This window comes from Thalassoglobus sp. (assembly GCF_048270125.1).
Classification (GTDB): Bacteria; Planctomycetota; Planctomycetia; order Planctomycetales; family Planctomycetaceae; genus Thalassoglobus.
Map to the genome: position 1 here is coordinate 420,968 of NZ_JBLWTN010000003.1, position 14,364 is coordinate 435,331.

Consider the following 14,364-nt stretch of genomic DNA (forward strand, 5'->3'; position numbering starts at 1 on the left):
AAGAACTTTCGTGCTCACTCAGCCGCTGAGTTCGCCAATTCGATCGCTCGATTGATACGATTGATGCAGCTCTCTTTACCCAGTAGTTCCAGGCAATCAAACATTCCCGGTCCGGCTGGTTTGCCTGTTGTCGCGACACGCAAGGCGTGGATGATGTCCCCGTAACCGAGGTCGTTCGCATCGAGCCACGCCTTGAAGTCTTCTTCCAGTTCGCTCGCCTTGAAATCCTCTCGTTGAGCAATATGGTCACGATACTTCGCGAGGAGTTCGGTGGCTTGTTCCGGTTTGCTGATTCGTTTCTTGAACGCCTTTTCATCAAAGACAAGTGCGTCGTCCGTGACGAAGTATTCCTCGTAGCTGAGGATGTCGCTGAAAAGTTTAATGCGATCGTCAAGAGCGGCGATCAGTCGCTCGACTTTTGAACGGGTCGCCTCGTCGGGAACGCCTGTGATGAAATTTGCTTTTTGCAAAAAACGCAAGCAGTGATCAACTTTTTCAGTGAGTGAACATTGCCCGATCCAATACTCCTGATACGACAGCAGCTTGTCAGGGTCGAGACCGGCGGAAGATTTCACAACTCGGTCGAGCGAGAAATTCTCGATGAGAAACTCACGAGACATGTTTTCAGTTTTGTCATCGTAGGACCAGCCTAGCCTCGAAAGTCCATTGAAGACCGCATCAGGGAGGAATCCGACAGCGTCGTAGTACGAGACCATCACAGGGTTGAGAGTTTCAGAATTTCCGAGCCCCAGCTTCGGCAAAACATCGTCGGCAATATCGAAGAGTTTTTTGAACTGCGGATTTTTTCGATACTTCTCAATCTTCTTTTCTCGTTTGCTGAGCTTCTCTTTTGTTCCCGGGGCAGCCACAAATGGAATGTGTGCAAACTCGGGTAAGTCATGTCCCAAGGCCTCGAAGAGCATCACCTGGACAGCTGTGTTCGTCAGGTGTTCTTCTGCTCGAATGACGTGCGAAATTTCCAATTGAGCATCATCCACAACAGTGGCGAAATTGTAGAGTGGCGTGCCATCTCCACGCATGATGACTGGGTCAGGGATGAGGTTGCAGTCCCATTCCACGTGCCCGCGGACGTGGTCATCAATGCTGACTTTTTGAGTGCGGTCGACCAGAAAGCGAATGACGTACGGTTTGCCTTCAGCTTCGTTCGCTTCGACTTCTGTAGCTGTCAGTTCAAGTGATCGTCTGATGTTGAGAAATGGTCGCTTCTCTTTTTCGGCTGCTTCGCGGTCCTGCTGCGTGAGGGCAGGGGGATCGAAATCTTTATACGCTTTTCCGGCTGCGAGGAGTTGCTCGCACGCTGACGTGTAGAGTTTAGAACGCTGAGATTGAAAGTACGGGCCGTGATCTCCGCCGACTTCCGGTCCTTCGTCCCAGTCGAGCCCCAACCAGCGAAATGCGTCCAGAATCGGCCCGAGTGCCTCATCCATGTTGCGTGCCTGGTCGGTGTCATCAATCCGGAGAATGAATTCTCCGCCATTGTGCCGCGCCCATAACCAGTTGAATAGAGCCGTTCGCATCCCGCCTATGTGCATGTAACCGGTGGGTGACGGAGCAAATCGAGTTCGTACTTTTGACATTCTTCAAACACCTCAAGTCGGTTCCACACAGGTCGCCGACGTTTTTAAAAAGAAACAGGAAGGGGCGAAGACAAGAAGGAGATGAGCGGGCTGAAACTTGTTCGAGCCAACGTAGCCTCTGTGTCTTTGCGTCTTCGTGGTCGATTTTGATGAGCGACCCGCGAAGGATAGCCGATCTTTCCTGCCATCGAAATTCCCAAGGCAGCAGTCGCGAGGACTCAGGTCGAATTCGACTTGATTGATGCAATCGTCTCGGAGATATACCGCTCAATGAGTGTAAACGTTTCGGCGTCTTTTTCGTTTGCTGTCTTCTCGACAATGATTTTCAAGCTGGCGATTTGCTTGTTCACACCTTTGGTATCGAGAATGTGCAAGCGGGTGGCAAGGATGGCAGCTTCGAGGATCGCGTTGCGTGCACGATTCTGACCCCAATAATCTCTGAGATGTCCGACATGTTTCAATTCCGTCGTGATTTCAGTTCGCTGCTGAGAATCATCAATGGAAACCACTTCGAACTCATACCAGCGGCAGGCCGTCGCAATCACCTTGCCTTGGATTTCTTTCGCAGCGAGAAGCTCTGGTTGAGTCTCGAGTTGTCCAATCGCGGTCTTTGCGATCACGTCGACTTCGTCCGTGACATGAAACACACCTTGACCGGTCTTCTTCAGGTTTTGAAATGTCGTCGATGATTGAAACGGACGGAACAGGAACGAAGTCAACTCTTCATTAACGACCGGCCCCATGGGAGCGATGTTCACGCTTCCGTCAGGATTTAGGGTCGTGCAGAGTCCTTCAATGATCACTGTTTATCATCCCAGAGAAGCTTCGCAATCCAGATACGATTGTTGCTGCCATATTTGTCGACGCCAGCTGGTTGCATCCATTCTGTCACCGTCACGAGAGATTCGTTTGAGCTGACTTCGGTCACACCAAAGTTGCCAAGTCGCGCTCCCTTCTCAGGAACCAGGACACGCTCTGTAGCGCGAATCACTTGCAGTGTTTCCGGGTTCACTCTTGCGATGAAGAGTGGGGCACGATGTCGGAAGACATGATCGTTGTCGGCACCTTTGCGTGTGTAAACCAGATACAGTCCAGATTCATGCGAAACCCAATGCTGCTGCGTATTGTAGTTTCCAAGTTCCTGTCCATCGTCAAATGCCCAGACTTTCGGTTCGGAGAACTTCAAGCCATCGTCACTGACGGAAACGTATCCGCGATCATCATTGCGCATCGTTAAAAAGAACTTGCCATCAAACGTCGCGATAGAAGGCTCGTAGAGTCCACGCTTGATCGGAACCGTCAGTTCCGACCCGTGTTCAAGGTAAGTTAAGCTGTTTCCGTCAAAGCTGCATTTCAAAACAGTTGTACTGTATTGAGTCTCTCCCGGAGCTTTGTAGTAGATCGGCAGCAGGACATCCCCGTTCGGTAAGTCGACTCGCTGAACAGATCCGGCGCCAGCGTTTTTGAATTTGGGGAGGTCGGGAAGTTCGAGTGATTTCCATTTCGTCCAGCGACGCGATTGCGGATCGAAGACAGAGTACGCAGACTCACGAGGACGGACATGTTTCACACGGTTGTTTTCATAGACAACCGTATGCCCGATGCCGAGGAGTTTTCCTGTTGCGGCGTGCCATTTCGGTGTGAAGTCGCAGACTGTCATCTCCGTGCCATCTTCAGCGGTTTGTCTTTTGAAAACTTCCTGTTCGGTCAGTGGTGACCACTTCTCCTGGTTGCTGGGCGCAGTCGCTGAATGCAGAGCGTAGAATACATCCGAGCCGCTCAATTGCAGCTTCTGTGTTGTCATCACCAACAGCGGGGCATCGGCGGCATTGCCAGCGCTGTGAGACGGGATCGCTCCGACACGAGCATGGACCCAGCACATCTTTCCATCAAAACCCTGCTCGGCAATCGACCGTTCAATCCGGAAAGGCATCTGGCTGACTGCAGCATCATTCGGTTGTGTTAATTTTCGGAAAGCATCGGCGTATCGACGTCCGAGTTCGCGATACGAATCGGCGTCGAAGTGAACGTTGTCACCTTTGTGCTTCAATCCGTCGGAGGAAACAAAGGCAGTATTCTTCACCTTCGCAGGCAGGTTCTGATGTGCGGCATCAACCATCTTCTTCGCGTCGTTCCATGGCCGTTCCGAGAATTGGCCCATCTGGCCAGCGATAAATGGAACGTTTGGGGCTTTCAGTTCAGTGCGCAGTCGCTGAATCAAATCGTGCAGCTTCTCTTCGTGAATCTCAGCGAGTCCCTCTTTGGAGTCTGACTCACCTTGATGCCAGAGAATCCCTTTCAGAGTTCCATGTTTGAGAGCGACCTTCGCACGCTCCATGGCATCATCCCAGGGATGGCTTTTGGTCGGCTTGTAGAATTCTCCCGGTTGCCAACTCGAAATCGGCGAACCACCGACTCCGCAGGGGATGAGCCCGATTGTGACATCAGGATTGTCGCTGGCGATTTCAGCCCCGAATGTCTTTCCAATGCCAACGCCTACAATGCCCGGCTTATCAAAATGTAGCGGATCAACTGCGGGAACCCATTCCTGTTTCTTGTTGAGCATCAAGACTCTGGGGTGTGGCTGCTGGTCTTGAGGCGTCACTTTGCCCCGTCCCGCCATGTTCGATTGGCCAACGAGCAGGAACAGGTGGAAGTTCTCTTTCTGCTCGGGAACAGCGGCTTCCTCAGCCCGAACTGGTCCGTTTGAAGAAATCACCAAAAGTGAAAACGCAACTGCGAACAAAGTGCTCAAGGGCTTCATCTGTTTTCCCGAATTTTATTTTTGAATATCGACGTCGTCGTGAACAGTTGAAGAATGCTCGCCGCACATTTGATGTGTACGGCGAGCAAGAGTTTCGATTCTTAGCGGTTTTTCCAATCAACGCCAGACATCTCAGCGAGAGTCAGCATGAGTGCGTGAGTTCCTTCGCGGCCCCAGCCTTTAGCTTTGACAGATTGGTAAAGTTGTTCCGCCAGTGCCAAACCGGGCATGGACAGCCCCATGCGTCGACTTTCTGCGAGGGCGATGCCCATGTCTTTAATGAAGTGTTCGACGAAGAATCCGGGATCGAAGTTATTCGCCATGATGCGCGGTCCCAGGTTCGACAGTGACCAACTTCCGGCAGCTCCGGTTGAGACTGACTTCATCACTGTTTCAAGATCAAGACCAGCTTTGTACCCATAGAGCAGGGCTTCGCAGACGCCGATCATCATGCTTGAAATCAAAGTCTGGTTGACCATTTTTGTGTGTTGACCAGCCCCGGCTGGACCTTGATGCACAATGGTTTTTCCCATCGCTTCCCAAGCTGGGTTGAGGGCATCGACGACCTCTTTTTCGCCACCGATCATGATTGAGAGTCGAGCTTCCTTAGCACCGACATCTCCACCGGAAACAGGAGCGTCAATTGAGTAGACGCCTTGGGCTTTCGCTGTTTCAGCAATTTCGACAGCCAGCGAAGGCTCGCTGGTCGTCATGTCAACCAGTACGTTCCCTTTCTTCGAGCCAGCTAAAGCTCCGTTCTCTCCGAGGAAGACTTCTCGAACATCTTGCGGAAACCCGACAATTCCGAAGATGACGTCGGAGGCTTCGGCGACAGCTTTGGGGGAATCGACCCAGGTTGCTCCCTTTTCAATGAGTGCTTTCGCTTTGTCTTTCGAGCGTGTGTAGATCGTGGCCTCAAACCCTTTGTCAATCAGATGTCCACACATGCTGGAGCCCATTACTCCGGTGCCAATCCAGCCGATTTTTGTTTTGCCAGGAACGATTTCAGAAACTGCCATGGAATTTTCTTTCTTTTCTTCAGGTGCTTAGCAATGAATCTATTCAGAACAGATTACAAAATCCAGCCGCCACCAAGGACGCGGTCGTCATCATAGACGACCAGTGCCTGTCCGGGGGCGACGCCAAATTGTGGTTCGTCGAAGTCGACACGGATACGGTCGTCTCCAATTTCGTGGACGGTACATTTTCCCGGTGTGTGTTGGTAGCGAATTTGGGCGGTCCCGGTGAGCGGGAACTTCAAATCCGGCTTCAACCAATTGACCCGGTTGGCTTCGAGTGAATCTCTTCCCAATTCTTCCTTTGTCCCGATCACAACTCGCCTGGTCTCTGCTTCGATTCGTACAACGAATCGTGGATCTCCAAACGCAACTCCCAATCCTCGACGTTGACCGATCGTGAAGTTCTGGTAGCCCTCGTGTTGCCCAACGACATTTCCGGCGGTGTCAACGAGTTCTCCGGCTGTTTCTTGCGGACCACGGAAGTCGTTTAAGAAGCGTGAATAGTCGTTGTCTGGGATGAAGCAGATTTCTTGTGAATCAGGTTTGTTGGCGGTCCGGATTCCGGCTTTGGCGGCCAGTTCACGAAGTTCGCTCTTCTGGTATCCCCCAACCGGAAACAAGATTTTATCGAACAAGTCCCGCTGAGTTCCAAACAAGACGTAAGACTGATCCTTCCCCGGATCGAGACCGCGAAACAACCCCGGTCGATCTTCTCCTTCAACCGGTAGCAACTGTGCGTAATGTCCGGTGGCAATATGGTCCGCACCGACTTGTTGTGCGAAGTCCCACAGCTTGCCGAACTTCAGCCAGATGTTGCACATCACACATGGATTTGGAGTGCGGCCAGCGAGATACTCGTCAGCGAAGTATTCTTTGATTTGGTCGAATCCATTGCTGAAATTCAATGCGTGGAAGGGGATATCCAGGCTGTCCGCGACACGTCGTGCGTCTGCGGCATCAGAGGCACTGCAACAACCTTGCTTGTGGGCTTTCGCTGAAACAATGGGAATTCCGCCAATTCCGGTTTCGCAAGCGTCGTCCGTCGCCCCTGAGCGCATGAACAGGCCGACCACATCATATCCCTGTTCTTGTAAGAGCCAGGCTGATGCAGAACTATCGACTCCTCCACTCATGGCGAGTACAACACGCGGCATTTGAGATTGTTTCTCCGTATAGAAAATGAGAGACGTCGCGATCGACTCAAGGATCTGGGATGAGCCGGTCCGAAAAATTGCTTCTGGGGTCAAAAGCCTTGAGAGTCAGCTTCACTTTGCTGGTTTCCCGACAGGTTTTGAATCTGGTATCTTATGGTCCGGCAGCCTGAATTTGTAGATGCGGGCTGAAATCTCTTTCTCTGGAATTCATGCTGTGTCGAGCAATTCATTGAAAACGTTTAAGAATAACTTGGGATTTTTGTTGCAACTCGCAGCCTTAACTCTACTTCCACTCGTCATTTTGCGTCAGTTGAGCACAGGATTTCAACTCCTGTGGATGCCAGCTCTCACGATCTTGGGGATTGTGATTTTCATGCTGGGACAATGGTTAAGAGAGCCCGAATGACATTGAGACCATCGAAATTTGCTGATTTCAAGCAATGTCTCAGACCTCTCAGCGGTTGCCAGGGGACTCTTTTTCGCTCTCGTTTTCTTGCAGTTACGGTGCTTTTCTTCGTTCTTCAGACGAATTTGACGGCACAAGTGATTCGGAATCAACTTCAGGTTTCGTCGAACATCGATGCGAATGCCGAGCGACTTTTTACCGGAATTCTGCTCGATCTTGAAGCGAACGATTACAGCCGAGTCACGGAGGATCTCCAAAAGTTGCGCAGCGAATTCGCTGGAATCATGGTGCCGGTGGCTTCGCATCAACAAATCGAAGCGAGCTTGCTGGCAGACTTCTTAACCCAGCACCTTTCAGAAACTTCTCCCTTGCTGAGCGAAACGCCCGTCTCAGATGATACGATTGTTGAGACAGCCGGGTTTGAGTTGTGGCGCCTGTTGCTTACGAACAGAACCAGTCCAGAGACTCTATTGAGCATCGGGGATCGGCAATGGAAAGATGGGGAGATCTCAACCGCCAAAAAGTGTTGGAGAATCGCACGAGCGGAGACTGCAGATTTCTTGCCTGTTCAGCAGCGCGTAGCACCGAACATTTTTAGTGATCTCATCAAACGTGAGATTGTCGCTGCGATGCTCACTGGTCATTTTCGCGAAGCGACTTCAAAACTCCAGCGACTTCAAAACGTCTCTCCCGATGTTGCAGGGCGCGTCGGAGGAGAAGAAGGCAATCTTGCAGAGTTGTTGAAACAGCAGATGCAATCGTTGCGGCAGGCACCGTCTGAAGCGTTTTTGCGGTTGGATAAGTTGATGCCCAATGAGTCTGTTCGTTTCAGCTTTGAGAAACAGGGATGGTCCGTCGAGATGGCGCGAGGAGCTTCTCAACGGAAGGTTGTTCGCCCAATTATCTGGAACGATTTTTTGCTTCTACACGATGCCAACGGGCTTCGAGCGCTCAATAAAGCGACAGGCCAATCTGCATGGCCAGTGGATGAAAATGACGATGGTTTTCTGTTCGAGACTACAGCAGAGCGCCCAGAGAGTGATCAATCACTAATGGCTATCGCGAGAGGGGCTCTGCACGAAGATACCCTTTATATTTGTACAGGCCATTCCGGTTCTGCAAACGACGGAATGCTGACCCCAGCAGAAAAATCAAGAGTCTCGGCATTCAACTTACAAGCGGAAGGTCGACTCGATTGGACCGTTGCAGCGGACTCACTTCCCGGTTTTGGACCTGATCGTCAGCTGCTGTTTACCGGTTCGCCTGTGATCGTTCAGGACCAACTTCTTCTTCCTGTTCGCTCGCTCTCTCCTGGTTCGCAACTACAAATAGCGTGTCTGAATCAGGCAGATGGTTCAGTTCGATGGATTCGTGACATCGCTGCGAATTTGCAAGTTCCGGACGCTAGAGCTGCTTCTTTTGATGATCACATTATTCGGTCCGAAGGTTGCCTGCTCTGGCTGATTGATGGAGAAACTCTCTGCTGTATTCACGAACGGACTGGTCAGGTCCAATGGATTTCGGGGATCGACCCAGCTTCAAGAATCACCAGTCCAGGATTTTCGGGAGAAAGAAGTTGTTTCGCCTCGGAGGGGGTCGTCTATTGTGCCACTCGGAACGGCGTAGCTGCTTTTGATCTCTATTCGGGATCGCTGTTGTGGGAGCAGTTTCTTGCTGAACCGCCTCAAAATGTGCTGGGACTCAATGACGGGTTGCTTGTCCTGTCGACGCCGGGGTTGATGGCCCTCGATTGCTTCACGGGGAGAGTCGAATGGAAACTGTCAGCACCGAAATTGTCTTCAAATTTTAATCGGGCAGAACTTATCGGTAGGACGGTTCTTTGGCCTCGATCGTCCGAAATTTGGACCCTTGATGTTCAGACTGGAAGACTTATTCAACGAGACCAGTATCAAAAACTGACTGGGCAACAGGCCCATGGCCTCATGCTCTCGGGGAAAACCCTCTACATAGACGGAGGGGATCGATTTTCAGCCATCGAAGTTAATACAAGCAGGCTTCAAGGCCCTCGCTGATATTCACTTGGTCCGTATGTTCTGCCTCGTGGCGAGCTGTAATTTCTCTGATGAAACGTGTTCTTCACAGGGAGATGGTAGAGCAAGCTGCTAAGTGGTTTCTGCGTCTGCGAATGGGTCGAGGATTCCACCAGTCGGCTTCGGCTGATTGCTAGCATTGCTTTCAGGATTCGGATTTTGCACAGGTTTCACGTCTTGCGGGGCTTCGGAGAGAGGCTCTTCGTTGGGGGCGACGAGTCGGACTACAACCCGAGTCCCATTCGTCGAGACGACTTCGATCGGGACACCGGACTCAATGCTGAAGCCTTCTCCAATGGCATGCAGTCGTTCTCCGTTCACCTGAACGAGTCCTCCCGGTGTGAGCGGGCTGAGAGCAGTCCCTCGCTGACCAATCAAATTCTGTAGGTGTTCAATCTCGCGCTGATATGGAGTCACTTCCTCAGTGGATGGGGCAGCCAGCAGCACACGATTCCCGAAATTTGTATTGTTCAGCAGATAATAGACACCGGAAATCGTGATCGGGATGAGCGCCAGAAATGTGACCACGTAAATCCGCCAATACAACGGGTTCACCTCAGCCCAGGCCCGGTACGCAAATATTGCAGATCCCAAAAATGAACATGCACACAGCACACCCACGATTCCGCCCGTTGGGAGCAATAATTCCACTCCTAAAAGCACGAACCCAATGAGCATCAATACAAATGTCAGTGTTTGGTCATCCATAGTCGAGTTGCTGTCTCCGAAGTCTGAGAAGGCAGCCAACCAAATACCGAGTTGGCTCAATTCCATTCTACCTTGAAGACAACCATCGGCAATACTTTCACCGGTTGTTTCGGCCTCGAAGGCGAAAGCTCAGCTTTTTCATCTCTGATCATGTTGAAATCAGAGCGAATGATCGGTTGATCTGCGTGGCGAGCAGTTTGTGAGGGCCTGAACGAGGAGATCATGCACACGACGAGCGTTGAAAATGCTCGACAAGAGAGTCTGGAGCCTGAAATCGGACTCTCAACCTCTGAGGGAAGTGACAGTCAGAGAAGTCTCCGGGCTGGTTCTCAGCTACTCTCAAGCTGGCGGACTGGTCTGAGTGGGGGATTGACCCGCTATTGGTTTATTCGAAATACGATTCAGACCAGCTGAGGAGTTCTTTTTGCGAGGCGTAGCCCGTGCGGGATTTTTTGAGGCGGCCATCCTTGAACAGGAAGATCCGTGGGATTCCGCTGACTCCGTAGTGTTTTGCGAGGTGTGGTTTCTCGTCGATGTCGATCTCGACAACATCCAGTTTTTCGGAATAACGGCTTCGTAATCGGGACAGTTCTGGGTCCATCGCACGACATGGGCCGCACCAGTCCGCTCCGAACTTCACAATCACCGGTTTCTGGCTTTCAATAACTCGAACCTGAAACCAGAGGTCATCTGGTGGAGTCGTGAACGCGTAGCGCAGCGAAGAAAACGCCAGTCCGAACAGGATAGCGACAAGAATCAAGGCGGGATGAGCCCGCGTGTTTCCAGAAAACATCATCAGAGCCTGTTTGGAATGGAGCAACACATTCGAAACATAGTTTGTGATTTTGCTTGATGAGCAGGCTATTTCAGTTGTTCGCAAAAAAATCGAGAGAGACTGAAAAACGCGAACAACACCTCAGCGACCATTGTCACTCATTTGAACCGTTCGTGACGAGGCAGAACCTGAAGACTGATTCGATAACGCGAAATATGATGTTTTGGGCTGAGAGGGGACTCGTCACATGCAAAGCATTGTTCACAGAGACTGGGAATACGAAAGTATGCGGGAGACTCCATCATTGCGGTGAAGAAGTGAGGAGCCTCTGACAAGGCTGTTGAAAACGTTCTGTTTTACTCGGTTTTCGGTCATTTGAGTCAGGATTGCTTGAGCGAGAGCATTTTCGGAAATGATAGACGGGCTCTGTCTCGTGGAGTTCAGTGGTTTTTCTGGTAGAATCATTTCACTACGGGCACGAAAGTGCTTTAATGACGACCTCGTATGGAAACCTTTCTCATGAAGTGATGAAGTGCTTCCTCTGTGTTGATAAGGTCGGATTCAGGTTTTGGATCAAATTTCAATCTCAAATCAAAATTCAAAAGGTCGTTTCGTGGTTCGAGTCGCAATTATTGGAGGGACAGGTTACACGGCTTTGGAAGTGATGCGGTTGCTGCATCGGCATCCTCAGGCAGAGGTGAAGGTTGTCTCCAGCCGGTCCGAATCAGGTGCCGTCTCTTCAGTTCATACTTCGCTGTCCGGCATGTTTGATTTCAACATGACCAATCCATCGACCGCAGAAATCGTGGAGCAGGCGGATGTGGTCTTCTGTTGCTTACCACACAAGGCGAGTATGGACGCGATTCCGAGCCTGCTTTCTGCCGGCTTAAAAGTGGTCGATCTTTCCGCGGACTATCGACTGAGTGATCCGAGTGTCTATGAGAAATGGTATGGGCATGTGCATACGGACCCGACTCGGCTTGGGAACACCGTCTACGGACTGCCAGAACTCTATCGTGATCGCATCAAAGGGCAGGACTTGATTGCCAACCCCGGATGTTACACCAGCACCTCGATTCTGGCACTTGCTCCGTTCGTCAGTGGCGGACTGATCGAGCCTTCTTCAATCATCATTGATGCAAAGAGTGGCGTTTCCGGAGCTGGCAGAGCTCCGAAGTTAGGGACGTTATACGCGGAATGTAATGAGAGCTTCTCTGCGTACGGAGTCGGAACACATCGACACATGCCGGAAATCGAGCAGATCCTCAGTGATGTTTCCGGCGACAAAGTTGAAGTCCTCTTTACACCCCACCTGGTTCCCATGGACCGTGGAATCTTTGCCACAATTTACGCCACACCGAAGACAGAGCTGACCGAGAAGCAGGCCATCGATTGCCTGCGAGAATTCTACATCGGGAACCCGTTTGTTAGAGTTGTCTCGCACTTACCCAAAACGAAAGACGTCGCATACACCAATTATTGCGATATCACTGCCCGAGTTGTGAAGGGTCGCTTGATGATTTTGGCGGTTCTCGACAACATGATTAAAGGCGCAGCTGGTGTTGCGGTTCAGAATTTTAATTTGATGTGCGACTTCGACGAAACAACCGCGCTGTTGTAATCTCGGCAATTCAGATCAGGATCAAGTTCGATGAGTGAACCGACAGAGAAAGCGTTCGAACAGGAGCGGGAAATTGTCGAGAAGCTCAGGTCCAGTCGACAGCAAATACGAAATGAGTTGAGCAAGGTCATCGTCGGGCAGGACGAAGTCATTGAACAGGTGCTGATCACTCTCTTTGCAGGGGGACACTGTTTGATCACAGGTGCTCCCGGGTTGGCGAAGACATTGCTCGTCAATTCCATTTCAAAGATCTTCCATCTTGAATTTCGCCGAATCCAGTTCACCCCCGACTTAATGCCTGCAGACATTACGGGAACAGAAATTCTTGAGGAGAACGCTGAAGGACAGCGGCAACTCAAGTTTGTGAGAGGCCCGATTTTCGCCAACGTCATCCTGGCAGATGAGATCAATCGGACACCTCCCAAAACACAGGCAGCTCTGCTGGAAGCAATGCAGGAACATCAGGTGACTGCCGCGGGAGATGCTTACGCTTTGGAAGAACCGTTCTTTGTTCTGGCGACGCAAAACCCCATTGAGATGGAAGGAACTTATCCACTCCCTGAGGCGCAGCTTGACCGGTTCATGCTCAATGTCGTGATCAATTATTTGCCAATGGAAGATGAAGTTGCCGTCGTAGAGCGAACAACCACGGGAACCCCGGCGACGATTGAGCCCCTGTTTACGGGCGAGGATGTTCTCGCATTTCATCAAGTGGTCCGGACCGTTCCGGTTGCTAAAGAGTTGATCGAATATGCCGTTAAAATTACGGCGGCCTCACGTCCGGGGCAGTGTGGCACGTCTGATTTTGTGAACAAGTATGTCAGCTGGGGAGCGGGAACCAGAGCATCGCAATATCTCATTTTGGCAGCCAAGGCCAGGGCACTTCTGAACGGCCGATCACATGTCAATGTCGAAGATATCCGGTCCATCGCTCACCCGGTCCTGCGTCACCGTGTTCTGCTGAATTACAAAGCAGAAGCAGAAGGAACATCCATCGAGGAAGTGATCACTCAAATCATGGACTCGATCGCGACGCCAACAGGCTAGAGCATCTTTCAAGTTGGTTTGCAGGTTCTGCTTCGCGGCGAACAGTCCATAAAGTCATGAAAGTGAGCTTCTCGGACGCCAATGAAAACCGGGAATGATTTTGACTTATGATTTTAACCAACCCTTTCGCCAAAAGTAGCCGAGTAGGCCAAAGCCGATGACTCCCATCACCATTAACGCGAATGGGTAACCGTAGTACCATTCCGTTTCAGGCATATTCCATTCAGAAGCACCTCTGTCGAAATTCATTCCATATACGCCAGCGATAAAGCTCATGGGCATGAAGATCGTGGCGAAGATCGTCAGCGTTTTCATGACTTCATTCTGTCGGGCGCTCATTTCTGAAAGATGCAAATCTCGAAGGTTTGTACATTGGTCTCGAAACGATTCCGCGACATCAATGAGCTGGATCGTGTGGTCATAACAATCTCGAAGGTAAACCTGCGTTTCTGATGAGACGAGTTCATGGTCTTGTCGAATCAACGTTTGAATTGCTTCGCGATGTTGCCAGGCATGCTTGCGAATGCGGAGCAAATCTCTGCGGATTTGATAGACCTGATCCATTTCTCCTTCCTGATTCAGGATTTGTTCTTCGAGGAATTCGAGCTTCATCCCAAAGTCTTCCAGGCGTGGGAAATATCCGTCAATGATGGCGTCGATCAGGGCGTAGAAAAGATAGTCAGGTCGGCGACCTCGAATTCGAGAATGATTGCGGATGCGGTCGCGGATTGGGTCGAAGCAATCTCCTTTTTGCTCCTGGAATGAAATGACAAAGTTCGGCCCCAGAAACAGACTGACTTGTTCACTCGCGAGCGATTCGTGATTCGTCAACATTCTGACGACGAAAAATAATCGCGATCCATAGTCGTCACATTTTGACCGTTGGTGAGTATGGACAACATCCTCAAGAGCAAGTGGGTGGAGGCCGAATTGTCGACCGACTTCTTCAACCAGCTCTCCATTCCCGACTCCGATAATGTCCACCCAGAGAACACCGGGCTTGTCGGTAGGGTCCATGATTTCCTTCGCTGAACTCAGTTCGACTTCGGCGATCTTATCTTTTTCAAAATAGATCTGGCGAATAAGAGTTTCGGTTTCTCCCTCGATTGAGGTGACTGTCCCGGGGGCAGTTGCGGGAGTCGTTCGGCGGTGGAAAACACGCTTCGGTTTTGGAATCCGAATTTTCCGGATTAGTTTATTCATTGAGCACATCCATTGCAG

The 14,364-nt window shown here is 50.9% G+C and carries 12 protein-coding genes; 4 read left to right on the top strand and 8 right to left on the bottom strand.

The genetic code is table 11. From position 1 onward, the window contains the following. Nucleotides 1-14 precede the first annotated feature (14 nt). The 5 genes from gltX to mnmA all read right to left on the bottom strand — a co-directional run bounded on the left by gltX (nucleotide 15) and on the right by mnmA (nucleotide 6,535). Nucleotides 15-1,598, bottom strand: coding sequence for a glutamate--tRNA ligase (gene gltX / locus ACN0YR_RS06040; protein WP_417848289.1), 1,584 nt, complete (start codon nucleotides 1,596-1,598; stop codon nucleotides 15-17). 218 nt (nucleotides 1,599-1,816) lie between these two features. Then, nucleotides 1,817-2,401, bottom strand: coding sequence for a DUF447 domain-containing protein (locus ACN0YR_RS06045; RefSeq protein WP_417848290.1), 585 nt, complete (start codon nucleotides 2,399-2,401; stop codon nucleotides 1,817-1,819). Continuing rightward, the gene (locus ACN0YR_RS06050) at nucleotides 2,398-4,362 is read right to left on the bottom strand and encodes a sialate O-acetylesterase (RefSeq protein WP_417848291.1); all 1,965 of its coding nucleotides are present in this window, start codon (nucleotides 4,360-4,362) and stop codon (nucleotides 2,398-2,400) included. The genes ACN0YR_RS06045 and ACN0YR_RS06050 overlap by 4 nt, the downstream gene beginning before the upstream one ends. 101 nt (nucleotides 4,363-4,463) lie before the next feature. Further along, nucleotides 4,464-5,381, bottom strand: a complete 918-nt coding sequence (locus ACN0YR_RS06055; RefSeq protein ID WP_417848292.1) for an NAD(P)-dependent oxidoreductase — start codon at nucleotides 5,379-5,381, stop codon at nucleotides 4,464-4,466. Nucleotides 5,382-5,434: 53 nt separating this feature from the next. Beyond that, complete coding sequence (mnmA, locus tag ACN0YR_RS06060; protein ID WP_417848293.1) at nucleotides 5,435-6,535, bottom strand: tRNA 2-thiouridine(34) synthase MnmA; 1,101 nt, start codon at nucleotides 6,533-6,535, stop codon at nucleotides 5,435-5,437. 214 nt (nucleotides 6,536-6,749) lie between these two features. Between mnmA and ACN0YR_RS06065 the strand changes: the two genes are divergently transcribed. Next, on the top strand, nucleotides 6,750-6,941 hold the full coding sequence (locus ACN0YR_RS06065; protein ID WP_417848294.1) for a hypothetical protein: 192 nt from the start codon (nucleotides 6,750-6,752) through the stop codon (nucleotides 6,939-6,941). 137 nt (nucleotides 6,942-7,078) lie between these two features. Continuing rightward, nucleotides 7,079-8,974, top strand: a complete 1,896-nt coding sequence (locus tag ACN0YR_RS06070; protein WP_417848295.1) for a PQQ-binding-like beta-propeller repeat protein — start codon at nucleotides 7,079-7,081, stop codon at nucleotides 8,972-8,974. A gap of 90 nt (nucleotides 8,975-9,064) precedes the next feature. Here the strand turns inward: ACN0YR_RS06070 and ACN0YR_RS06075 are convergent, their stop codons facing one another. Next, nucleotides 9,065-9,700 (bottom strand): NfeD family protein, encoded by a 636-nt coding sequence (locus ACN0YR_RS06075; protein ID WP_417848296.1) that lies wholly within the window; start codon nucleotides 9,698-9,700, stop codon nucleotides 9,065-9,067. Nucleotides 9,701-10,085: 385 nt separating this feature from the next. Further along, nucleotides 10,086-10,496 carry a thioredoxin family protein gene (locus ACN0YR_RS06080; RefSeq protein WP_417848297.1) on the bottom strand — a complete coding sequence of 137 codons (411 nt, stop codon included), beginning with the start codon at nucleotides 10,494-10,496 and terminating at the stop codon, nucleotides 10,086-10,088. Between the two features lie 592 nt (nucleotides 10,497-11,088). Here ACN0YR_RS06080 and argC point away from each other — a divergent pair. Continuing rightward, nucleotides 11,089-12,096, top strand: coding sequence for an N-acetyl-gamma-glutamyl-phosphate reductase (gene argC / locus ACN0YR_RS06085; protein WP_417848298.1), 1,008 nt, complete (start codon nucleotides 11,089-11,091; stop codon nucleotides 12,094-12,096). A gap of 30 nt (nucleotides 12,097-12,126) precedes the next feature. Beyond that, nucleotides 12,127-13,143: an AAA family ATPase gene (locus tag ACN0YR_RS06090; RefSeq protein ID WP_417848299.1), complete on the top strand. Its 1,017-nt coding sequence runs from the start codon at nucleotides 12,127-12,129 to the stop codon at nucleotides 13,141-13,143. Between the two features lie 105 nt (nucleotides 13,144-13,248). On the opposite strand, the gene corA is transcribed toward ACN0YR_RS06090, so the two are convergent. Beyond that, nucleotides 13,249-14,346: a magnesium/cobalt transporter CorA gene (gene corA, locus ACN0YR_RS06095; protein WP_417848300.1), complete on the bottom strand. Its 1,098-nt coding sequence runs from the start codon at nucleotides 14,344-14,346 to the stop codon at nucleotides 13,249-13,251. Nucleotides 14,347-14,364 lie beyond the last annotated feature (18 nt).

Excerpts from the sequence above, each read along its gene's own strand:
- gltX (WP_417848289.1), bottom strand. The coding sequence starts at position 1,598 with ATGTCAAAAGTACGAACTCGATTTGCTCCGTCACCCACCGGTTACATG.
- ACN0YR_RS06050 (WP_417848291.1), bottom strand. The coding sequence starts at position 4,362 with ATGAAGCCCTTGAGCACTTTGTTCGCAGTTGCGTTTTCACTTTTGGTG.
- ACN0YR_RS06055 (WP_417848292.1), bottom strand. The coding sequence starts at position 5,381 with ATGGCAGTTTCTGAAATCGTTCCTGGCAAAACAAAAATCGGCTGGATT.
- mnmA (WP_417848293.1), bottom strand. The coding sequence starts at position 6,535 with ATGCCGCGTGTTGTACTCGCCATGAGTGGAGGAGTCGATAGTTCTGCA.
- ACN0YR_RS06075 (WP_417848296.1), bottom strand. The coding sequence starts at position 9,700 with ATGGATGACCAAACACTGACATTTGTATTGATGCTCATTGGGTTCGTG.
- ACN0YR_RS06080 (WP_417848297.1), bottom strand. The coding sequence starts at position 10,496 with ATGATGTTTTCTGGAAACACGCGGGCTCATCCCGCCTTGATTCTTGTC.
- ACN0YR_RS06090 (WP_417848299.1), top strand. The coding sequence starts at position 12,127 with ATGAGTGAACCGACAGAGAAAGCGTTCGAACAGGAGCGGGAAATTGTC.
- corA (WP_417848300.1), bottom strand. The coding sequence starts at position 14,346 with ATGAATAAACTAATCCGGAAAATTCGGATTCCAAAACCGAAGCGTGTT.